Origin of the sequence: Moraxella sp. CTOTU48841, assembly GCF_032061225.1 — a bacterium.
Classification (GTDB): Bacteria; Pseudomonadota; Gammaproteobacteria; order Pseudomonadales; family Moraxellaceae; genus Faucicola; species Faucicola cinerea.
Map to the genome: position 1 here is coordinate 588327 of NZ_DAMBFQ010000001.1, position 23130 is coordinate 611456.

General features: G+C 44.2%; 20 protein-coding genes and 1 other RNA gene. 14 read left to right on the top strand and 7 right to left on the bottom strand.

The window, feature by feature from the left end; all coding sequences use genetic code 11:
- The first annotated feature begins 113 nt into the window (after window positions 1-113).
- From RT034_RS02605 to RT034_RS02615, 3 genes are all read left to right on the top strand, one after another.
- Complete coding sequence (locus RT034_RS02605; RefSeq protein ID WP_312535598.1) at window positions 114-1496, top strand: efflux RND transporter periplasmic adaptor subunit; 1383 nt, start codon at window positions 114-116, stop codon at window positions 1494-1496.
- 14 nt (window positions 1497-1510) lie between these two features.
- Window positions 1511-4774, top strand: coding sequence for an efflux RND transporter permease subunit (locus RT034_RS02610; protein ID WP_313013223.1), 3264 nt, complete (start codon window positions 1511-1513; stop codon window positions 4772-4774).
- Between the two features lie 75 nt (window positions 4775-4849).
- Entirely contained in the window at window positions 4850-6442 is a 1593-nt protein-coding gene (locus RT034_RS02615; RefSeq protein WP_313013227.1) for an efflux transporter outer membrane subunit, read from the top strand.
- A 102-nt stretch (window positions 6443-6544) separates the two neighbouring features.
- On the opposite strand, the gene RT034_RS02620 is transcribed toward RT034_RS02615, so the two are convergent.
- Window positions 6545-7153 (bottom strand): thioesterase family protein, encoded by a 609-nt coding sequence (locus tag RT034_RS02620; RefSeq protein ID WP_313013229.1) that lies wholly within the window; start codon window positions 7151-7153, stop codon window positions 6545-6547.
- Window positions 7154-7303: 150 nt separating this feature from the next.
- On the opposite strand from RT034_RS02620, the gene hemB reads away from it, so the two are divergent.
- The 8 genes from hemB (at window position 7304) to RT034_RS02660 (ending at window position 16311) form a co-directional block, all read left to right on the top strand.
- A complete protein-coding gene (gene hemB / locus RT034_RS02625; protein ID WP_313013231.1) occupies window positions 7304-8308 on the top strand; it encodes a porphobilinogen synthase in 1005 nt (334 codons plus the stop codon).
- Between the two features lie 444 nt (window positions 8309-8752).
- Complete coding sequence (locus RT034_RS02630) at window positions 8753-8968, top strand: hypothetical protein (protein WP_313013233.1); 216 nt, start codon at window positions 8753-8755, stop codon at window positions 8966-8968.
- 208 nt (window positions 8969-9176) lie between these two features.
- On the top strand, window positions 9177-11216 hold the full coding sequence (locus RT034_RS02635; protein WP_313013236.1) for a UvrD-helicase domain-containing protein: 2040 nt from the start codon (window positions 9177-9179) through the stop codon (window positions 11214-11216).
- Window positions 11217-11661: 445 nt separating this feature from the next.
- Window positions 11662-12231, top strand: coding sequence for a porin family protein (locus RT034_RS02640; RefSeq protein WP_313013238.1), 570 nt, complete (start codon window positions 11662-11664; stop codon window positions 12229-12231).
- Between the two features lie 195 nt (window positions 12232-12426).
- On the top strand, window positions 12427-12891 hold the full coding sequence (gene dut, locus RT034_RS02645) for a dUTP diphosphatase (RefSeq protein WP_313013239.1): 465 nt from the start codon (window positions 12427-12429) through the stop codon (window positions 12889-12891).
- Between the two features lie 112 nt (window positions 12892-13003).
- A complete protein-coding gene (locus RT034_RS02650; protein WP_313013241.1) occupies window positions 13004-14572 on the top strand; it encodes a phosphomannomutase/phosphoglucomutase in 1569 nt (522 codons plus the stop codon).
- Between the two features lie 61 nt (window positions 14573-14633).
- Complete coding sequence (gene argB, locus RT034_RS02655) at window positions 14634-15530, top strand: acetylglutamate kinase (RefSeq protein ID WP_313013244.1); 897 nt, start codon at window positions 14634-14636, stop codon at window positions 15528-15530.
- 274 nt (window positions 15531-15804) lie between these two features.
- Window positions 15805-16311 carry a BLUF domain-containing protein gene (locus RT034_RS02660; RefSeq protein ID WP_313013247.1) on the top strand — a complete coding sequence of 169 codons (507 nt, stop codon included), beginning with the start codon at window positions 15805-15807 and terminating at the stop codon, window positions 16309-16311.
- A gap of 97 nt (window positions 16312-16408) precedes the next feature.
- Here RT034_RS02660 and rnpB read toward each other — a convergent pair.
- The 4 genes from rnpB to coaD form a co-directional block, all read right to left on the bottom strand.
- Window positions 16409-16763: RNase P RNA component class A (gene rnpB / locus RT034_RS02665), an RNA gene on the bottom strand.
- Window positions 16764-16791: 28 nt separating this feature from the next.
- A complete protein-coding gene (locus RT034_RS02670) occupies window positions 16792-17205 on the bottom strand; it encodes a PaaI family thioesterase (protein ID WP_007115445.1) in 414 nt (137 codons plus the stop codon).
- Between the two features lie 49 nt (window positions 17206-17254).
- A complete protein-coding gene (locus RT034_RS02675; protein WP_313013250.1) occupies window positions 17255-17518 on the bottom strand; it encodes a YfhL family 4Fe-4S dicluster ferredoxin in 264 nt (87 codons plus the stop codon).
- A gap of 43 nt (window positions 17519-17561) precedes the next feature.
- Window positions 17562-18086 carry a pantetheine-phosphate adenylyltransferase gene (coaD, locus tag RT034_RS02680; protein ID WP_219298921.1) on the bottom strand — a complete coding sequence of 175 codons (525 nt, stop codon included), beginning with the start codon at window positions 18084-18086 and terminating at the stop codon, window positions 17562-17564.
- A 420-nt stretch (window positions 18087-18506) separates the two neighbouring features.
- Here coaD and smpB point away from each other — a divergent pair, with 420 nt between their 5' ends.
- Both smpB and RT034_RS02690 read left to right on the top strand, forming a co-directional pair.
- Window positions 18507-18977 (top strand): SsrA-binding protein SmpB, encoded by a 471-nt coding sequence (gene smpB / locus RT034_RS02685; RefSeq protein ID WP_007115442.1) that lies wholly within the window; start codon window positions 18507-18509, stop codon window positions 18975-18977.
- Entirely contained in the window at window positions 18974-19765 is a 792-nt protein-coding gene (locus tag RT034_RS02690; protein WP_313013257.1) for a methyltransferase domain-containing protein, read from the top strand. Before smpB ends, RT034_RS02690 begins: the two co-directional genes overlap by 4 nt.
- Here RT034_RS02690 and RT034_RS02695 read toward each other — a convergent pair.
- Window positions 19762-20931 (bottom strand): extracellular solute-binding protein, encoded by a 1170-nt coding sequence (locus RT034_RS02695; RefSeq protein ID WP_313013261.1) that lies wholly within the window; start codon window positions 20929-20931, stop codon window positions 19762-19764. The two genes, RT034_RS02690 and RT034_RS02695, sit on opposite strands and share 4 nt — an antisense overlap.
- Window positions 20932-21128: 197 nt before the next feature.
- The gene (locus RT034_RS02700) at window positions 21129-21809 is read right to left on the bottom strand and encodes an alpha/beta fold hydrolase (RefSeq protein WP_313013264.1); all 681 of its coding nucleotides are present in this window, start codon (window positions 21807-21809) and stop codon (window positions 21129-21131) included.
- 245 nt (window positions 21810-22054) lie between these two features.
- Between RT034_RS02700 and RT034_RS02705 the strand changes: the two genes are divergently transcribed.
- Window positions 22055-22930, top strand: a complete 876-nt coding sequence (locus tag RT034_RS02705; RefSeq protein ID WP_313013268.1) for a rhomboid family intramembrane serine protease — start codon at window positions 22055-22057, stop codon at window positions 22928-22930.
- Window positions 22931-23130: the final 200 nt, after the last annotated feature.

Below are 23130 nucleotides of genomic sequence, written 5' to 3' on the forward strand. Positions count from 1 at the left end.
GCTATCCTTTAGTTATCCTAAAGTTTTGTGTCTTATCGTAAATATTGCAACAACAATGTCGCATTTATTTTATAATATTTTTTCAAAGATTCCCTATTTTTTATGAGGTCGGTATGAGATACCCAGTGTTGTTCATGGTGTCATTAGCGAGTTGTAGCTTATTAATCGGGTGTAATAAGTCAGACACAGCAGCCCAGCAACAAAGTGGCGGCGGTGCAGGAGCACAGGCGCAAATGCCACCCACGATAGTCAATGTACAACCTGTAACATTCCAAACGATTCCACTTACCAAAGAGTTATCAGGTAAAGTTGTCGCGTATCAAGAAGCCACCGTTACGCCGCAAGTGTCAGGTATTATTGACCGCCAGTTGTTTCGCGAAGGCACTTTTGTCAAACAAAATCAGCCGTTATATCAAATCAATACTGATAGCTATACCAGTGTACTTGCCGGTAGTCGCGCAAGCCTTGACCAAAGCCTTGCTAGTGTCAATACCGCAAAAGCCAACTATAATAATGCCTTAGCGGTGCTAGAAACCCGCCAAGCCGAACTTGCGCTGGCTCAAACCAATTTAAACCGTCTAAAACAGCTACGTGGTACTGAGGCTATCTCCAGTCAAGAATATGACCAAGGGGCGACCGCCGTGCGTACCGCGCAAGCAGCGGTTAAAAATGCGCAGGCGCAAGTCGGGGTGGCACAAGCCAATATTGATGCTGCCCAAGCAGCGGCTCGCGGCGCACAACAATCAGTGAATAGCAACCAGCTCACCATGAGCCGTACTGTGGTTAAAGCGCCTATCAGTGGTATCACCAGTCGCTCAAATGTCAATGTCGGTGCGCTTGCCACCGCGGGCACGACGCAGATGGTAACTGTTTCTCAGCTCAATCCAATTTATGTCGATATCAGTCAGTCAGCCGCCGAGTTATTGGCGCTTCGTCAGCAATTTGCGGCTGGTAAACTTAGCACACCGCGTACCGCACAGGTTCAGTTAAAGCTCGCCGATGGCTCAACCTACCCGATGGTGGGGCAACTTCGCTTTGAAGAAGCTAAAGTGGATAGTACCACAGGCACGGTCAATCTGCGTGCGGTATTTAGCAATGATAACTTTGTGCTGTTGCCAGGGATGATGGTGAATGCCCAGTTGATTCAAGGTATTATCAATAATGCCGTATTATTACCACAAAGTGCCATTAATCGTACAGCCAAAGGTGAATCAACCGTGTATGTGGTTGACGCCAATAATAAAATCCAATTACGCCCAGTTACGGTTCAAGGCACGCACCAAGGTCAATGGATTGTCACTAGCGGTCTAAAACAAGGTGAGCAAGTGGTGATGGTTGGCGGCGCCAAAGTCAAACCAGATCAGCAAGTCAAAGCCATGCCTTATGTGGCGTCTACATCAGCCTCAACCGCGGTACCGACCAATGCATCTACCACGACGACCACCAAGACGACCGTAACAAATAGCTCAACTACCGCCAAAACTGCGCAACCATAAGCACGGGAGATATCATGTCACGCTTTTTTATTGATAGACCCATCTTTGCTTGGGTGATTGTCATGCTCATCATGCTGATGGGTATCTTAGCAATTTTTAAATTACCGATTGAGCAGTACCCACGTATTGCCCCACCTACCATTAGTATCTCAGCAACTTATCCAGGTGCCGCTGCCCAAACCATTGAAGACTCCGTCACGCAGGTGATTGAACAAAAAATGAAAGGGCTTGATGGATTGATGTATATGTCCTCAAGTTCATCATCAAGTGGCGCTGCGCAAATTACCTTGACCTTTGAGAACGGGACAGATCCCGATACGGCACAAGTCCAAGTCCAAAACAAACTGCAATCTGCCATGAGTTCGCTACCAGAGATGGTGCAGCGCATGGGGGTCAACGTCAATAAGTCCACGAGTGGCTTCTTGATGGTACTGGCGATGACATCTGAAGATGGCAGTATGGATCGTGCCGATATTGCCGATTATCTCAACTCCAACGTGGTTGACCAGATCAGCCGTGTCGAGGGTGTGGGTAACGTCAACGTGTTTGGCTCTGCGTATGCCATGCGTATTTGGTTAGACCCTGAAAAACTGCGTACCTATGGTTTAATACCCTCGGATATCACCAGCGCAATTCAAGCGCAAAACGCGCAAGTATCAGCCGGTCAGCTAGGACAAACGCCGACTGACGAAGCCCGTCAAGCCATTAATGCCACAGTGACCGTGCAAAGTTACTTACAAACCCCAGAGCAATTTCGTAATATTTTGCTTAAAAGTAATACAGATGGTGCGCAAATTCGCTTGGGTGATGTCGCCAAAGTGGAAATTGGTAGTGAAAGCTACAGCGAGATTGCCCGCTACAATGGCAAGGATGCGGCAGGTATCGGTATCTCACTGTCATCTGGCGCCAATGCTTTAAGCACACGTAACGCCGTAGAAGCCAAACTCAAAGAGCTTGAACCTAATTTTCCTGCGGGCTTAAAAGCCTCGGTTGCTTATGACACCACGCCATTTGTACGTTTGTCGATTGAGGAAGTAGTCAGAACACTTGCTGAAGCGATTGCGCTGGTATTCTTAGTGATGTTCTTGTTTTTACAAAGCTGGCGCGCAACGATTATTCCTACGTTGGCAGTACCTGTGGTAATACTGGGTACGTTTGGTATTTTGTACGCATTTGGCTATACCATCAATGTGTTGACGCTGTTTGCCATGGTGTTATCCATCGGTCTATTAGTCGATGACGCGATTGTCGTGGTCGAAAACGTTGAGCGTTTGCTGGAAGAAAATCCAGACATGACGCCACTGGAAGCCACCCGTGAATCGATGCGCGAAATCAGTAAAGTGGTGATTGGTATTGCCTTGATTTTGTCGGCGGTATTTTTACCGATGGCATTCTTTGGCGGCTCAACTGGGGTGATTTATCGACAGTTCTCAGTGACGCTTATCAGCAGCATGGTACTATCTGCCCTAGTTGCCTTGATTTTCACCCCTGCCCTATGTGTGACTATCCTCAAACGCACTAAAGCCCATGACAAACACAGCGGGCATCAGACCGGTTTCTTTGGCGCATTTAACCGTATGTTTATGCGTCTTAGTGAAGGCTATGAAAGCTTTGTGGGTCGCAGTATCAAAATGCGCTGGCTGTATATGATTCCTTATGCCTTGGTGATTGCGGCATTGGTATTCTTATTTACCCGTATTCCAAGTTCGTTTATCCCCGAAGAAGACCAAGGGATGCTAATGACATTGGTGCAGCTGCCTGCTGGTAGTACCCAAAATCAAACGCAAGCGGTTATCGAAAAAGTCAATGCCTATTATAAAACCCAAGAAAAAGACCTTGTGCAGTCTGTATTTACGGTCAATGGCTTTAGTTTTGCAGGTCAAGGGCAAAACATGGGATTGGCATTTATCCGCTTAAAAGATTGGGATGAGCGCCCTGGTAAAGAAAATACCGCGCAATCGATTGCCAAACGTGCCATGGGTTATTTTATGACCCAAATCAATGAGGCTCAGGTATACGCCATTGCACCGCCTGCTATTCAAGGTTTAGGCACGGCAACGGGGTTTGATCTGCAGCTACAAGACTCCGGCAACTTAGGTCACGAAGGCTTATTGCAAGCCCGTAACATGCTACTGGGCATGGCGGCGCAAAGTAAACAAGTCACGGGCGTGCGTCCAAATGGACAAGAAGATTCACCCCAATACAAAGTCAATGTCAATTATGATTCTGCCGCTGCTATGGGTGTCGCGCCGAGCGTGATTAACAGTGTTCTTAGTACCGCTTGGGGTAGTAGCTACGTCAATGACTTTATGGATCGTGGTCGTATCAAAAAAGTGTATATGCAAGGTGAAGCTGATAGCCGTACCACCCCCGAGGACATCAACAAATGGTATGTACGTAACAGTGGCAATCAGATGATTCCGTTTAGCTCATTTGCCACCGGTGAATGGCAGTATGGTTCGCCTACGCTAACGCGTTATAACAGCTTGTCATCGATGAACTTGCAAGGTAGCGCAGCGCCAGGACTTAGTACCGGTCAAGCGATGACTGCCATGGAACAAATGATTGCCAAACTGCCAAAAGGCATCAGTTATGAATGGACAGGTTTATCATTAGAAGAGAAAAAATCTGGCGCCCAAGCACCTATGCTGTACGCGATTTCGATTTTCGTGGTGTTCTTATGTTTAGCCGCGCTGTATGAAAGCTGGTCAATTCCCTTTGCAGTGCTACTTGTTGTGCCACTTGGGGTATTAGGTGCTGCACTGTTTACGGGTTTGCGCGGGCTTTCAAACGATATTTATTTGCAAGTGGGTTTGTTGACCGTTGTGGGTTTATCAGCTAAAAATGCCATTTTGATTATTGAATTTGCCAAAGAACGACAAGATTTGGGACATAGTCTATATGACTCGGTTACTGTCGCTGCTCGCCAACGCTTACGTCCGATTATCATGACATCGTTGGCGTTTGGTATTGGTGTGGTACCCTTATTCTTGGCAACAGGCGCAGGCTCAGGTAGCCAAAATGCGATTGGTACAAGTGTGTTAGGCGGCGTGGTCAGTGCAACTATCCTAGGGGTGTTCTTTATCCCAATGTTCTATGTGTGGATACGATCACTGATTAAAGGTAACAAACCGCACCACCCCAATGATGGCAATGAGGGTGATTTACAACCCGTATCACCCTACTCGCCTAATCCTGCTGAACCTGTCGCTGTCACACAGCCCACACAGGTGAGTATCTATAAGCCTGATGATAGTTCACAATCCAACCATCAATAAGACATAAATGGGTAAACATTTTACCCATTTAATTTTTACAATAACAAACACATTATGTTTATACAGGTAAGTTATATGAATTCTACCTTTCGCCTAGTACCCCTGACTGCTGTAGTAGCTACCCTACTATCGCTTACCGCTTGTCAAACCATTCCAAAAGCCAAAACTGAGCCTGTCGTGGCGCAGCCGCATATCGCAATTAATCAGCCTTATGAAACTTACGACAGTCAGACCGTCAGCGGTACCAATCAGCCTAGTATCGCGTCTCAGCGTTGGCAGGACTTTTATAGCGATGCCAAGCTAAAACAACTGATTCAGTTGGGGTTAGACAACAACAAAGACATCAGTGCCACGATTTTGGCGATTCAAAAAGCCCGCGCACAATACCAAATCCAAGACATCGCAGATGTGCCTACTATCAATAGTTCTGGCTCATATTCTTACGGTGCAACAAATTCAAGAGATGCGAATCCTAGTAGTACTTACAATGTCGGTCTGGCAATGTCAAGTTACGAGTTTGACTTTTGGGGACGTATTGCGAGCCTCAAAGATGCCGCTTTACAAAATTATCTTGCCACCACTGCTGCCAAAGATGCCGCGCAAATTAGCTTGATTAGTAACATTGCGCAAAGCTATGTGGCATACAGCTATAATCTGGCACAACTGCAACTTGCCAAACAAACCTTAGCCACGCGCCAAGATTCACTTCGCATTAACCAGCTGCGTTTTAAAGCAGGTCTTGATTCGCAGCTAACTAGCGTACAAGCCCAAGCGGCAGTTGAAGCCGCCAAAGTGTCTATCGCCCAAGCACAAACCGATTTGTTGACCAATCAAAATGCCCTACGCTACCTAGTAGGCGCCCCGGTGGATAATAGCCTGCTACCCGCAGCAGGCATTAGTAGTATCACCAATAATCGTATTTTTGGCACGGGCTTACCCAGTGATTTATTATTGTATCGTCCTGACTTGCGTCAAGCGGAATATAACTTAAAAGCTGCAGGCGCAAATATTAACGCCGCGCGCGCGGCGTTTTATCCAACGATTAGCCTATCGGGCAATGTGGGTGCTGCCAGTTCAAGCTTAGGCGATTTGTTTAAAACAGGCGCGTTTAGCTGGGGTTTTGGACCGAGTGTGAGCTTACCAATTTTTGATGCAGGTCTACGTAAAGCCAACTACCAAGTGAGTGAAATCGAGCAACAACAAGCGCTAAATACTTATGAAAAAGCGATTCAAACCGCTTTTAAAGAAGTCAATGACGTATTTGCCAATCGCGCAACATTAAATCAGCAATTGGCCGCGTACAACCAGTCGCTTGCTGCCAACCAAAAATACTATCAAATCGTTCAAGCCCGCTTCAAAGCAGGTTTGGACAATTATTTGGGCGTATTAGATGCACAGCGTTCGATTTATAGCAGCCAACAAAGTATTCTAAATACCAAGCAGTCGCAACTGCTCAGTCAAATTCAGCTATACCAAGTTTTAGGTGGCGGGGTGAGTCGCGATGTACCGCTCGAAACACCCACAGAAAAACATACGAATTTCAGCACCAAGTTGTCACAGGTTGCCAACAATGCCCAGCAAAAAATTACTGATGCAGCCCATCAGCCTGCCCAAGTGACTACTAAAACAACCTCAACAACGACCACCACAACCACAGTCCAACCCTAATCCATTAGACCTAGCTCATTAGATCTAGTGCATTAGATTAGCCATAAGCTGTTATAGTAAAAAACCCACATCATTGTGGGTTTTTTACTATAAATGGCTGTTTTAAAATGCATAACTGGCGATGCCATGCGCGATGAGCTTTCCTTCATCATTGACCAACATCATCCGCGTGGTACAGCCTTTGCGTCCCATACGAATCACTTCGGCTGTGACCATAAACTCATGACCGCGACCGGGGGCTAGATAATCGACGCGCAAATCGACGGTTGCCATGCGTTTGATTTTTTTGGTCTGCTCTTCAAATGTGCCTTGGTCACGACGATAGATTTCAAGCATGCCTTCAAGCCCGCCAATGGTATCTAATAGCGTCGCTGTCATACCGCCATGCAAAATCTCAAAATTTGGATTGCCGATGAGGGCGGGATTAGACTTGACCTTACCATATACTTTGCCATCTTCATAATGATAGGTAGTAAAGGTATGCGCCACAAATGGGCTTTGGGACATGATGTTGGCGAGCTGCTGCCCTAGCACATCAATACTAGGTTTGCTGATGGCGTGATGCTCACTGTCTTCATTGAGCTGCAGTTGCGACTCGTTTGCCAAATCAGAATGCTCGTCATTTTCTTTAGACGTCGTGTCAGTCATGTTAGTGCTTTCAGTCGATGACTGAGCAGCTAATTGATTGGCATTTACAGGGTTTAAACTCACGGCGCCCTCCATGCGTAAGTAGATTGTGTTAAGATAGCTTTTTAAAAAATTATCATTCTAGCAAATTTTGCTTATTTATCCTTATACAATTTCTGCGTTACTTGATAACGTTACTTAATAATAAGTGTCACTCGATAATAAGAGGTTTTTATGAGTTATATTTTTAACCGTTCATTCCCCAATACTCGCTTACGTCGCCTACGTTACAACGACAATATCCGCGCCATGGTGCAAGAAACCAGCATTGAACCCAAGCATCTGATTGCGCCCGTGTTTGTCATTGAGGGTAAACAGCAGCGCCAAGCTGTGGCAAGCATGCCAGGCGTTGAGCGTTTGAGCGTAGACTTGCTAATTGAGTATGCCAAGCAACTACTCAGTCTAGGCGTCACCACCATTGATTTGTTCCCTGTCATTAGCCCAAGCCTCAAATCGCTACAGGCTGAACACGCCTATGATGAGAACGGTCTTGCCTGCACTGCTATCAAAGCAATTAAAGACGCCCTACCTGAGATGGTGGTAATGACCGATGTGGCACTCGACCCCTATACCAGTCATGGTCAAGACGGTATTGTCGACGACAATGGCTACGTACTCAATGACATTACCGTTGACATCCTCGCCAAACAAGCCTTAAGCCATGCCCGTGCAGGCGCAGACATCATCTCACCAAGCGATATGATGGATGGGCGTATTGCCGCGCTTCGTCAAGCATTGGATGGAGAAAATTTTATTAACACGGCGATTATGGCGTATTCTGCCAAATACGCGTCTGCCTATTATGGACCGTTTCGTGATGCCGTCGGCAGCGCAGGCAACCTTAAAGGCGGACACAAAAAACAATACCAAATGGATTTTGGTAATCGCGCCGAAGCCCTGCATGAAGTCGCCCTTGACATCCAAGAAGGCGCGGACATGGTAATGGTCAAACCAGGTCAGCCTTACCTTGATTTGGTACGCGAAGTCAAAGACACGTTTGGCGTGCCGACTTATGCGTATCAAGTATCAGGTGAATATGCCATGCACATGGCGGCGATACAAAACGGCTGGTTAAGCGAGGACGTTATTTTGGAATCACTGTTAGGGTTTCGCCGTGCAGGTGCCGATGGTATCTTAACTTATTTTGCAATGACAGCCGCCAAGCAGCTCAATCAATAATGTTCTAAAGTTTGATTAAAACTAAAGGCGACACTGGTTTATCAATCAGTGTCGCCTTTTTTTGATGTTACATTTATTAACTTAAAAGCATCGAGCACTATAAGGAGCCTTATAAAAACTTACTTAATGTCATACAGAATAACAAATCTGTTAACTTTAATTATTTTTTTATCCATTTATTTACTAAATATAAACTTAGTTAATCAGTCAATTTCATGCACAATAAGTGAAAGTAAAGAAGCTAAAACAAAATGCACACTCTTATTTACCCCTATTGATTAAGCTTACTAATTTTGGACTTGCCTTTTTTGGCATTATTTTTAGCGTTTTGTAATAATTGATTACTTTTTGGCATTATATTTTTGAAAAAAATAAGCAGATAATCGGGTTAATAACAAATAAAAGACGAGAGTGGTATCTGCTAGCTGATTAATCGAGGATAAGATGATGAGTAATGAACCAATTTCTAATAGTTCGATTTCTAATAGCCCAATCAAAAACGCCATGATGGCAGTAGCTATGATGTCATTTTTGGCACTCAGCTTTAAACTTTCTGCCGATTTGACAACAGATACTCAGCCATCGATAAGTCCGACTGATGCGGTTGTTAGTACCTTAAATCAGCCGAGCCAACAGGTGGGGTTGTCTACCCATAATTAATATCTTGTTATTAGTTCAATTGATATAAGATGCGATTCCGCATCTTTTTTTTTATGTCAGCAATTGATGACTACTGGCTTATCGATTGTTGCACGGATTATTTCTCAAAATTTTACCGCCAACTATGTCCTTATCTTTTGCGCTTTAGACTATAATAGTCGATTGTCCATTTTTTACTGAGCAACTTTTATTAACGGTGGAAGCGACTATGAGCCAATTAAACCCTCGCCAACAAGAAGCCATGCAATATGTCTCTGGACCCTTGCTGGTACTGGCAGGTGCAGGTTCGGGTAAAACATCGGTGATTACTCGTAAAATCGCTTATCTGATTGAAGAATGTCAAATGCCAGCCGAGCGTATCACTGCGGTCACCTTTACCAACAAAGCAGCTCGCGAGATGAAAGCCCGTGTGCAAAAATTATTGCCAAGTGACAAAACCAAAGGTTTAACTGTCTCGACTTTTCACCAATTTGGCTTGCAGTTTTTACGTTACGAGTTATTGCATACGCCGCTTAAAGGCAATTTTTCCATCATGGATGCCGAAGATAGCAAGCGGCTGTTGATGGATTTGATGGTGCGAGACAACATGAGCGGTGCCGAGAGCCGCGAATTGGTCGGTAAAGCTATCAAAATGATTTCGGATTGGAAAAACGACCTCATCCCCCCTGAAAAAGCAGCGGATACGCTGACCGACCCTGAAGATATGCTGTTTGCAACGCTGTATCAACTCTACGAGCGTAACCTACGTGCCTACAATGCGGTGGATTTTGATGACTTAATTGTAATGCCAACACGGCTATTGCAAGAAAATAGCCAAGTACGTGACAAATGGCAAAATCGCATACGCTATCTACTGGTAGATGAATACCAAGACACCAATACCGCGCAATATGAATTGATTAAACTGCTCGTTGGCGTGCAGCCGCGTTTTACGGTGGTGGGTGATGATGACCAATCCATCTATGCATGGCGTGGGGCAAAACCTGAAAACATGGCACTGCTGCAAGAGGATTTTCCCAAATTAAAAGTGGTTAAGCTTGAGCAAAACTATCGCTCTACGTCGCGTATTTTGCACGCTGCCAACTCAGTGATTACCAATAATGAGCATTTATTTGAAAAAAAATTATGGTCAGATAAAGGGCATGGCGAGCTGATTCGCATCATCAATTGTCGTAACGATGATGATGAAGCAGAGCGCGTTGCCAAAGAAATCATCACCCACAAACTTCGCAATGCCAACGAATGGCAAGATTATGCGGTACTTTATCGTAGTAACTTTCAAGCGCGTATGTTGGAAGCACAGCTACGTCAGCTGCAAATTCCTTATAAGTTATCAGGCGGCACGTCGTTCTTTGCCCGTAGTGAAATCAAAGACATTATGAGCTATTTGCGCTTGATTCTAAATTCTGAAGATGACAGTGCCTTTTTACGCATTATCAATACCCCAAAACGTGGGCTTGGACCTGCCAGCCTTGAAAAGCTCGGATTATTTGCCCAAGAACACCAAGTCTCACTCTTGATGGCAAGTGGTCATAGTGGACTGACGCATGTGTTACCCAAAAAAGCCAGTGGCGAGCTTAAAGAATTTGCTGATTTTATTGAGCGTTACACCCAAGAGCTATACCAGCATCCCGACCCCGTGCCGCTGGTCAAGCAAATGATTGATGAAACTGGCTATATCGATTTGGTACGAAGCGAAGCAAAAACCCCACAGCAAGAAAAAGTTCGTATTGATAATATCGAGACGCTTTACGCCAGTATCCAAAACCTGATCAATCGCGCGGATGATGACGATGATCGCACCATTGATGCAGTTATTCGTAAGCTTGTGTTACTTGATATGCTAGAACAGCAGCAGGAAGAGGAAAATACCAATAAAGTCAATCTGATGACGCTACACGCCGCTAAAGGGCTTGAGTTTGATTATGTCTATATCATGGGACTTGAAGAAGAGTTATTACCGCATAAAAACTCCATTATTGCTGAATCCATCGAGGAAGAACGACGTTTGATGTATGTGGGGATTACCCGTGCCCGTAAAGAGCTGACCATGACGATGGCTGCCCAGCGCCGTGCAGGCGGTCAAATGAAAACCACCACCCCTAGCCGATTTATCGACGAATTGCCGGCAGAACATATCGATGCCCCTGGCATGAAAAAATCAGCGGCAGCCCACCAACCCAAGAAAACCGCAGAGGATTATTTGGCCAATATCCAGGCGTTACTCAAAAGCAAAGCCGCTAAATAATTACTTGATAAAAAAAACGGCGTAGAAGAAAAGGCGTAAAAAAAAGGGCAAAAAAGGTAACTTTAAGCCCTTTTTTTATTGAAAAACAGCCTGTATGACAAATATTTGAGCCAAACACCCACGTAAATGTAACTAAATATTTCTTAGAAAACAGGTGTTTGATAGGAGATGTAACAAAAAATTTCAAATAGGTAGCTTAGTTACCTTTTTGGCAAATTTCATTTCATAACTTAACGTCCGACCTGTTAAACACAGACAGTAATCTAAATTTATTTTGTTATGATGGCTTTAACAAAACAAGCAGGGCAATAACTGGTTGGTTAATCAGGGTGAACTAATAACGCTGAATAGCAACTAGTTACATAGCTAATATTCAAATGAACTTAACTAAAATTTTACATGGCTTGTTGTGATACTTTTCAAAAAACTTCTGAAGGAGAAGACGATGAAAACTTTAAATAAAACCCTTCTAGCTTTAATTGCAGGTACAGTTGTGACTGCAGGTGCAAATGCTGCACTTTACCAAACCAATACTGTTGGCTACACCGGTCAACCCTATGTAGGTGTCAAAGCGGGTCAATTTAATACTGATATTGACCGTCTTGATGCTGACAACCAAACAGCTTATGGTGTGTATGCAGGTTATAATTTTACCCCTAACTTTGGTGCAGAAGTTGAATATGTAGATTCTTCAGAAGAAGATCTAAAAGTTAGCGGTACGAAAGTAGGTGAAATTAGCACTAACACTGCGGGTCTATATGGTACTTATAAGTACCAATTTCCAGCATCGAATGTTTACGCCAAAGGTAAATTAGGTATTGCGCAAACCCAAGTTGATGATGGTGATGATAAATATGATGAGTCAGGTCTTGCAGGTGGTGTCGGTTTAGGTTATAACCTTTCACCAAATGCATCTGTAGAAGCTGAATATACACGTCTGCCTTCAGTTGACGTAACAAACAATGTTTCAGTGGATTCAGACTTAGTCACTGTCGGTGCTCACTATAAATTCTAATTGAATTGATAGATGAATACTGGATATCAATACAAAAGAGTAGCTTATGGCTGCTCTTTTTTTTGGTTTCTCTTTTTGTTTTTTTCTTTTTGGTTAAGAAAACTTACTTTGATATTCGCTCAGTATCGTGCCATTTAGGTTTATAATATAGTGGTTTGTTACATTTTTTTATAAATTCAAGATAAGTTGGTAAGCATGAAGCAAGTACAAGTCAAGATTTTAAACCCCAAAATTGGTAATGACGATAAATTTCCCCTACCTCATCGCGCGACAGACGGCTCGGCGGGCATAGATTTGCGCGCTTGTATCGATGAGCCCATCACCATAAAATCTGGTGAAAGCCAATTGATTGGTACAGGACTCGCTATCTATATTCAAGACCCTGATTATGTCGGCTTTATCATGCCGCGCTCTGGGCTTGGGCATAAGCATGGTATCGTCCTCGGTAATCTGACGGGCGTGATTGATGCTGATTACCAAGGCGAATTAATGGTCTCTATCTGGAACCGTAGCCAAACCGATTATGTCTTACAACCAGGCGAGAAAATGGCGCAGTACTTGGTGGTGCCGATTGCACGTCCAACCTTTGAAATTGTCGGCGAATTTTCTGATATCAGTGTACGCGGTGAAAGCGGTTTTGGTTCTACAGGCACCCATTAATTGTTACCGTTTTCTCATTTTTTTTTAACAATTTATAACAGAGTATTTAATTATTTTGCCAAATTTCAATGCTATGATTTTGGTAGTATAGAGTCAGTTAGATGTTTTTTTTATGGATACTCTGTTTATTCATCCTTTTTTTCCGCAAAAATCTCTCTTTAAAGCTTATGATATTCGTGGTGATGTCACCTTATTTACCGATGATTTTGTCTGGTCATTGGCAAGGGCGTTTGCCGAGCTTTTTGTCTATGCTCACCAAACGACAGCAACAACGCCAACGTTAGCGGTGAACAAGCCTACAGTTGTCATCGGGTACGATGCTCGCCACCAAAGCCAAGAAATTGCCAAATATATGGCGTATGCTTGCCAGCAAGCAGGTCTAGTAGTGCAGTGGTTGGGACTGACAACCACACCGATGATGGCATTTATGGCACAGCAATTTTCCGGTAATGGGCTGATGGTCACCGCTAGCCATTCGCAAAAACATATCAATGGCATTAAATGGCTTATCAATCATGAGTCGCCAAGCGGTGATGATGTGCAGCGGCTTTATGAAGCTTTAATTGGCTACAAAGCCATGGTGCCTGATGACAGGCTTATTGCTGCTATCAGGCAAACTACTTATTCAACGCCCAAGGATTTTTTTGCAACTTATATCCAGGCTATCGAGCAGGCTTTTGCTCACATCAATCAAGCCAAACTCACTCAAATTAGTTATTTTCATGCACCCCAGCAAATTGTCATCGACTGTATGCATGGTGCGACCAGTGATTTTGCAGAGGCTCTATTTAGCGAGCTTGGCTATTGTTGCATCATGCTAAATGCCTCCCCCGATGGCAATTTTCCCCAAGGCAACCCAGACCCTACGCAGTCCAATCGCTTGACGCAGTTAGCTCAAACAGTCAAAGCTACAGGCTCAGATATTGGCTTGGCTTTTGATGGTGATGGCGATCGGGTGATGGTAATTGATGCACAGGGTCAGATGATTAGCCCTGACAATTTGCTTTATCTACTCTCTCGCATTGCCATTGAAGAATTGCCCAGTGCGCATACATCAACTGCTAAAAAAGTCATTTTTGATGTCAAATGCTCGCATCATGTGCCCAGTCTCATCGCTTCGCATGGCGCCACCCCAATGATGACCAAAACTGGCAGTAGCTTGATGCGAAAGTCGCTACAAAACAAATCAGACAACGCGATTTTTGCAGGTGAGTTATCAGGGCATTTTATTTTTAACGATGGTTATTTTGTGCTGCATGACGATGCCATGTACGCGGCTGCCCGCTTGCTCAATTGGTTAAGCCATCACCCTATCAGCCTCACTGATATCCTAGCGAGTTTGCCCACTTGCATTAGTACGGCGGATATGTACTTACCTATTGCGGATAACCATTATGGTCAAACCGTGATTGCTCGTATCACGGCACTGGGGAAAAAGCCGTTTAAACGGTTAAAATCCTCATTTGCGGTCAAAAATGTCAATACGATTGATGGGTTACGCTTGGATTTTGCGGAGGGATTTGGTATTTTACGCAAGTCAAATACGGGCAGTTTTTTGACCGTGCGTTTTTCTGCCAATGACGTTGCTGAGCTGCGGCATATTCAATCTATTTTTGTTGACTTATGCCGTACGATTGATGACAACCTTGCCGAGCAAGTCGCACAAATTCAGCCTGTATAAACACCGCTTGTAAAATCGCATTTTAAAAAACGTCTCTAGCAAAATTATATAAGGATTTGAAATGGCATTAGATCTTGAGCAAGCCATGCATACCGCTGACGTGTTGACCGAAGCACTACCCTACATCCAGCGTTTTGAAGATAAAGTGATGGTGGTCAAATACGGCGGCAATGCCATGACCGATCCGATATTAGAGAGTTCTTTTGCCAGAGATATCGTCATGTTAAAGACCGTCGGCATTCATCCTGTGGTGGTCCATGGCGGCGGTCCACAAGTCGATAACTTACTTAAAGAATTGGGGCGTAGCTCTGACCGCATTGATGGCATGCGAGTGACCGACAAACCCACCATGGATGTGGTGGAAATGGTACTTGGAGGTAGTGTCAACAAATCTATCGTCAATCTCATCAACAAACACGGTGGTCGTGCTATTGGCTTAACCGGTAAAGATGCCAGTCTCATTCGCGCTAAAAAATTACCCATGACCAAAACGGATGAGCAAGGCAACCCACAACAAATTGACTTGGGATTTGTGGGAGATGTGGTCAGCATCAATCGTGATGTGATTGACTTGATGATTGCCTCTAACTTTATTCCTGTCATCGCACCGCTTGGGGTGGATGATGAAGGCAATACTTACAATATCAATGCCGATGTGGTGGCGGGGAAAGTCGCTGAGTTCATGCTTGCGGAAAAACTGATTTTACTCACCAACATCAAAGGGGTGCTTGATAAAGAAGGCAATGTTGCTACAGGGCTTACCCCTAGCAAGGTGGATGAGATGATTGCCGATGGCACTATCTCTGGCGGCATGATTCCAAAAATCAGCTATGCGCTAGAAGCAGTAAAAAACGGGGTAAAAAGTGCGGTGATTGTCGATGGTCGCGTCCCGCATGCGACCTTGCTAGAGGTCTTTACCGATAAAGGCGTTGGTACTCTCATCAGCCGCCATCCTTGAAGTAACTTTTGCGTTACTTATGTTTCTGAGTGGTTTTTGGGTTGCTTTTGGGTTAATAAACCGCTGATTGAGGCGGTTTTTTTTCGCTCATGATATGGGTCAAATATAGGATAGATTTTAGAATTACAACACAAATGTAATTGGTATTTTTTCTAATATTGACTATCATGACTATTTTAATTTGCAAATTTATATAATGTTGCAAGCGGCTGTAGCAGATAATAGCAATTATTTGGAATTCATATTCACGTACCACTTACCAAGGACTGTTGGGATGTCACAAAAATATTTTATGGCTTATTGTAGTGAGATAACGCTGACTGCGGCGTTGAATCAACATTCGTTTACCCAAATTCTGAACCAATCTATCAAAAACAATACCAGCTCTGGTATCACTGGTTTTTTGCTGTACGATGCGGGTAAATTTTTTCAGTATTATGAAGGCGATGAGTTAGCGTGTGCAAACTTACTTCATGAGTTAAAACAAGATGATCGCCACACCCATATCAAAATCATTGGTCAAGGCTATATTTCAAATACCATATTTGACAACTGGTTTATGGGTTGTTTTGATTTATCCAAGCATTCCTATGCCTTTAAACATCATGCTTTTATAGAATCATTTGATGTATATAGTTGGGGCATGCAAGAAGTCGTTAAGCTGATTGATATCATGTCAGAGCAAAGAATCACTTACCTCACGCCGCAAAAACCTATCAAATCACTGTTTAGTAAACGCTTTATGCGTATCCGAAATTTCACCCTGCCGTTTCAAGGTTAATGACGAATTTCAAATCTACTAAATCGGAAAGTTAAAACGATATTATTGCCACGCGTAAAAATAAAAAACCTATTGATAACAATAGGTTGATTAAAATAAGCATGGCAAACCGATAAGCCGGGTTCTGTCTAGGACGAACATTCATCTAGGCGTATCGTTACCAATACGCTCAAGCAACCTACCCGTGTCCAACGCGGGCAACGCCATACGGACACCTATTTGGTCTTGCTACGAGTGGAGTTTACCTTGCCATGAACTGTTACCAGTCACGCGGTGGGCTCTTACCCCACCCTTTCACCCTTACCTTATTGCTAAGGCGGTCTACTCTCTGCTGCACTTGTCGTAGGCTTACGCCCCCCAGCCGTTAGCTGGCACTCTGCCCTGTGTAGCCCGGACTTTCCTCCCCTTACCCACTGTAAACAGGGGCAAGCAGCGTTCGTCTGGTCTGCCAAGGCAAGCATTATAACAGGCTTTATCTATTTAGTCACGGTCAGCAGGCAACGCATACGTACCGACTGCATGCGCCACAGGTCTGTCATCACCTTCTGAATAAATCAATACATCGCCTACCGCAAGCGTGCGCCCGACTTTGATAAGCTGGCATTTGGCGATAAGGTTGGCTTGTGCAGAGGGTTTTCGCAGAAAAGACACATTAAGATTGGTAGTCACTGCCAATGGCACGATACCGATTTCGCCCAAAATAGCCACATATAGCGCAACATCCGCCACTTTCATCATTACAGGCCCTGATACCGTACCACCCGGTCGTAACTCATCGTCACCGATAGGATGGGATACAATGGCTTGACCGTTACCCACCGATTCGATGTGGCAGTTGGCTTGGGGGAAAGATTGCTTTAGAAAAGCGCTCAGTTCTGCTTTATTGGCGGGCATAGACATTCCTTATCTACAATAGCGTTGTTAAAAATAGCGGTTATAAAATTTATTGACTGGTTTTAGTTTGGGTGATGCGCTCAAATTTGAGCATCAACTGCGCTGGCGTCTCCAAATAGTTGGGATCTCTTGGGATACAATCAGGTACGGGACAAAACAGCGAACACTGCGGCTCATCAAAATGACCGACACACTCGGTACACAGCGCAGGGTCAATTTCATAAATCAACTCGCCCACATAAATTGCATCGTTGGGGCACAGGGGCTCGCAGACATCGCAGTTGATACATTCATCAGTGATTATTAATGCCATAGCTTTTAAAACGTTTACCAAGAAACGTTTATTTTACCACGACTTACCAACCCTGTTGTTTTTTTCGTTCAAATGCCTCTTCGACACACGGCGGTACAAATTTACTCACATCACCGTCTAATTTGCCAATTTCGCGCACCAGCGTTGAGGAGATAAAAGAATATTGCTGCGATGGGGTCAAAAACACCGCTTCAAAGTTTGGGTCTAGTTCACGATTGAGATTGGCGAGCTGAAATTCATACTCAAAATCTGACATCGCCCGCAATCCACGCAGTACACCTGTGGCTTGTTGATTTTTTGCCAAATCCACCAATAACCCATCAAAGCCAATCACAGATATATTGCTCAAATCTTTATCATGACAGGCTTTTTCTACCAGTCCAATCCGTTCCTCTAAAGTAAATAGCGGTTTTTTATGATGACCAATCGCCACCGCGACAATCACCTCATCAAACAGGCGGCAAGCGCGCTTAATCAAATCAAGGTGCCCTTTGGTAATCGGGTCAAATGTACCCGGATAGATAATTTTAGTATAAGGGGTTGCAATTGGCTGGCTGGCTGCTGACATGGCTGTCTCTTTATGATAAATAATGCGCTATTTGGCGCTAACAATATGATTAAAACAAAGATTGCTAGTTTGTTGCTAATCCTAGCAAAATTTGACCCCAATTAACAATCAAATCTCACTATCAATTTGTGTTTAGCGTGTTATCATGACAGCTTTGCAGCATTTTACCCAAAGCTTAATTAAAACTTAGGGTAAAGCCTAGCAATTAAAAACTTAGTAATCCAAAGCCCAATAATCAAAAACTTAAACTTAGTAATCAAAACCCAAGAATTGATTTATTGGGATTTATCGCCATATTAAACGGCTTGTCATACTGACTTATGGCAACCTGATTCTTGTAATAAGATTATGGCAATAAGATGATTAAAACACGCTGTGCAGCATTGGGTACGTCCGCGATGTTGCAGTAAGGAAACCTAAATGACTAAAAAACCAAAAATGCCTAGCCTGATTGCTAGCAACAAAAAAGCGCGTCACGAATACTTTATTGAAGAAAGCTTTGAAGCGGGGCTTGAGCTACTCGGCTGGGAAGTCAAATCCATCCGTGCAGGTAAAATGCGTATCACCGAAAGCTATGTGATTTTTAGAGATGGTGAAGCCTTTTTGTTTGGCGCGCATATTCAGCCGCTGTTATCGGCATCGACTCACATTGTCGCTGACCCCCTTCGTACCCGTAAGCTACTGCTGCACCGCCGCGAGATTGATAAGCTCTTTGGCATGGTCAACCAAAAAGGTCATACTTGTGTAGCGCTTAAAGTGTACTGGAGTCATGGACGCGTCAAATGCGAAATTGCCCTTGCTAAGGGTAAAAAACTACACGATAAACGCGCTACCTTAAAAGAGCGTGATTATCAACGCGAAAAACAACGCGGACTGAAAAATCTTGTATGATGAACCAAGACCGCAATTTTGATGACATCAGCGCGCATTTTGAAAAAAAAATATACGGCGGCTTAAAAGGTCAAATTCGCCTTGCCGTGCTGCGCCATGATATTTTTGGTTGGGTAAAATCATGGCAACAGACACACAACCGACCCCTTCGCGTATTGGATGTAGGTGCAGGCTTGGCGCAAATCAGTATCGAACTTGCCAAAGACGGGCATGACGTCACCATCAATGACATCTCTGCCAATATGCTTGAAATTGCCAAACAAAACGCAGGCGAGGCGGCACAAAATATCACCTGGCATACTTGCCCTTATCAGCAATTGGATGATAAATTAACGGGCAAATATGATTTAATCCTGTGCCATGCCGTGCTTGAGTGGTTGGCTGAGCCAAAGCTAATTATGGATTTTTTCGATCGGTGGCTTGTCGATGATGGCGCTGAAAAAGGGGTGCTATCGCTGTGTTTTTATAACCCTGCTAGCTTTGCGTATCGTAACTTGGTGATGGGCAATTTTAATCTACTAAATAACAAAGATTTTAAAGCCGATAACGGCAGTTTGACGCCCAATCACCCAGTGGCAAAAGATGAGGTGATTGCTTGGATTAATGACCATCACTACCAAATCTTGCATACCTCAGGGTTACGGGTGTTTCATGATTACTCACCGCTCAAGCGTGGTGGGCATACCAATCCACAAGCGGTGATTGATATGGAAGTCGCCTATAGCGGGCAAGACCCATATAAATGGCTAGGGCGTTATTTGCATTTTTTGGTGAGCAAAGCTAATTAGTAATAACCCGCTTGCTGCATGGAATCGACTGCCAGCGCTTGTCTTTCGCCATAAAATCTCACAGGTATCGGGCTGACTTCGATATCCCCCCAAGATTTGAGTAATACTGAGGCTTCGGCATTGGGGTCAATCGGAAAGGTGTTACTTAAACTGGCATACAGCGATTGCTGCTCTTTGGCAGCGAGCCATTCAATCAGCCCCAGCGCCAACTCGGTATGCTTGGCGGCATGGGGAATGGCAACCCCTGTAATGTTGGTACTGACGCCGCCGTAGCCCTTATTGATCCATTTGATTTTAATCGGGGTATCGGGATGCGCTTGCAGATAGCGTCCGTAGTGGTTGCTGTTGACCAGACCGATTTGGCATTTACCGCTTTCTATGGCCTTTAGCACTTCACTGTCATCAAGCAGCACGGGCATGCTTAGATTGGCAAGCCAGCCTTGCATCACTTCTTGGGTGCGTTTATCGCCCAGATTATTGATGAGATTGACAACCAGTGACTGATTAGGGATGTATTTGCCTTGGCTTAGGCACAGTTTTTGTGACCATTTTAATTTAGACAAGTCGGCATAGCTTGAGATATCATTGGTATGGAGTACACGACTATCATACACCGCAGTACGCGCGTAGCTCGATAACGCAATCCAATTGCCATCAGGATCACGGTAACGCTCTGGGACATGCGCCACTGCTTTTTCGGCATTAAAGGGTTGTAACAACCCTTCTTCGACTGCGGTACTAAAAATACCCGCATCTTCAGTCAAAATCACATCCGCAGGGCTATTGGCACCTTCTGATTTCAACCGTGCCAAAATTGACATTGGCTCATCTTGCACGATATGAATCGGCACATTGATTTGCCTAGCATAGCTAGTTAATAACGGCTCAAGCGCCGCTTTGTCAATGGAGGTGTAAATCGTGAGTTGATTAGGCACTGCTGCAGTCGCACTCGCAATACTTGCATTTGGTGTCGCATTGGTATTATTGGCATTATTGCCATTAGCGCTCGAAGCGGTGCTCGAAGCCGATTGCGACGTTGGGGATGGCGGCGTCGATGACGGACTACAGGCAGTTAACGCACCCGATATACTCACCAAGGCAATTAACAAAGCACTGATGGCTGATGATTGCGCATTGACATTGGTACGCACCTTATGACCTATCATACAACACATCATATCACTTGCTTTCAACACAGCTTAACCTTCTTCAACAGCTTTGCCTGACCATCGCTCAATGGATGATGGCTAAATACATCATCGCTCAATACAGCGTCTAAAAAACTTTGGATGATTATAGCATTTTGCCCCAACATAATTCTTAAAAAAACTTTGAATTGACGGGTTTTTAATCCTATTTTGTCTCAACAATTTTTTGTATGCAAAAAATGCCCTTGTTGCAAAAAATGATGGATTTGCATCGCTACTTCATCATTTATCAAGAGTCCCGTATGGGACGCATTGACGATGATATGGTCTTTGGCAGCGGCAAGCTGGGTTTCATGCACAAATACCGTGCCGTCATTGGGCTGTAGATGCGGCTCAAGCTTGGCAAGCTCACGGTTACGGGGTAATACCACTTTGCCAAGCCCCACCGAACGAATCCCCGCAATACTACCTAGCTGTACTTCATCGTTGAGTGCCGGCGCACTGCCATCTAGCCCCTGCAGATACGAGCGACCGACGAATTTGGGCAGGATTTTGACGATGTTATTGGCACTGATGCTACCATTATGCGGCGTGCCAAGTGTCACACAGCGCGTAATCTGCCACTGTGGGTAGCGCTGCAGAAAGTCTCGAATAACCAGCCCACCAAGACTATGACCGACCAAATAAATAGGCACACCCGCTTTTTCATATCTGGTAAGCCAGCGGTGCAAACGGCGGCTATGATTGGCAAGATTATGCGCGACGCTAAAATACCCGAACCTGTGACACTCGTATCCAAGTTTGGTGAGTTTTTTGGCAAGTGGTCGCATCGCCCAGGCATGCATGTGCAAGCCATGAATGAGGATGACAAGCGGTTTGGATTGGCGTTTTATCATACAGCCTTTTGTATTTATGATTTGTATCTGTAATTTTTATCTATGATGCTAAAAATTTGGCGAAAATGCCGCCCGCTTAGCTTATCATTTTCTCGGTTGCCCCGACGGATTTGCAAAACATTGTTACCATTTCATACTATAATTGCGGTTTGTGGATTGATGATAATGATTTTATACAGGCTTTTTTCTTTTGAAATTTTGGCTTAAATTGGCTTACACTTAAATTGGTTTACATAAGGCGCGCTATGGCATTTCAGTCCCCAATCCAACAAGCTTTACAATACTACCCTATCACGTTGGCGTTGGTGGTAATTTGTATTGGGGTTTTTGCCTTACAGCTATTTTTTGGCGTCAATCCGACCAACCCCACCAACCAATCGTTAATTGCTTGGGGTGCCAATTTTTTACCCTTTTCGCTGGGTGAAGCGCCGTGGCGATTGGTGACCAGTCTGTTTTTGCATATTGGTTTTATGCATTTGCTGTTTAATATGTTTGCTTTATATTATTTTGGACAAGTGGCTGAGCGGATGTTTGGCGCTGTCAATTTTTTAGCGTTGTTTTTGTTGTCAGGGGTTGGCGGCAATCTATTGAATAACTATTTGGGCTTGCATAGCGTGATGGCAGGTGAGCCGCCGATTATTAGTGCTGGTGCGTCAGGTGGTATCATGGGCATTGGGATGGCGCTATTGGTGACAGCGCTAACCAAAACATCGTTTAATAATTTTGCGTTAAATTTTCGCTCGTTACTGATAGTCATGGCGATTAATTTGAGCTATGGTTTTTTGGTGGGCGGTATCGATAATGCCAGTCATGTGGGCGGTGCAATGATAGGTGGCTTGCTGGGTATGGTGTACGTCATGCAGTATCGCGCTATCCGCCAGCAGCAGCTATTCGCCCATAAAGCCGGTGGCGTGCCTTGGCAACCCAATACTTTAGCAAATAGTGAAATTTCTGGCATTACTAGTCATCAATCAACACCACCCTCTTCCCATGCCTTATCGGGCAAAATTGTCCGTTCTAGCTATATGATTTTAACAGTGCTCTTTATCGGTATTTACTGGTGGTTACATACCAATTTTATGCAATTGTTAAATACTACCTTGCCAAGTATCATCCATTAACTGTTAATAATTTTTTAATGGGATAAAAATTTTAGGGGTTAACCGTTTAAAACGCTTATTCCTGCGCCCTTTTGCCGATCTTGTTTGCCAATCTAGCAAGGGACAATGCTATAATAGCGCCACTATTTAGCCAGTGAAAAGGACTAGCCAATGACCGTCATCAAGAAAGACGACTTTATCAATTCTATCGCCAACGCCTT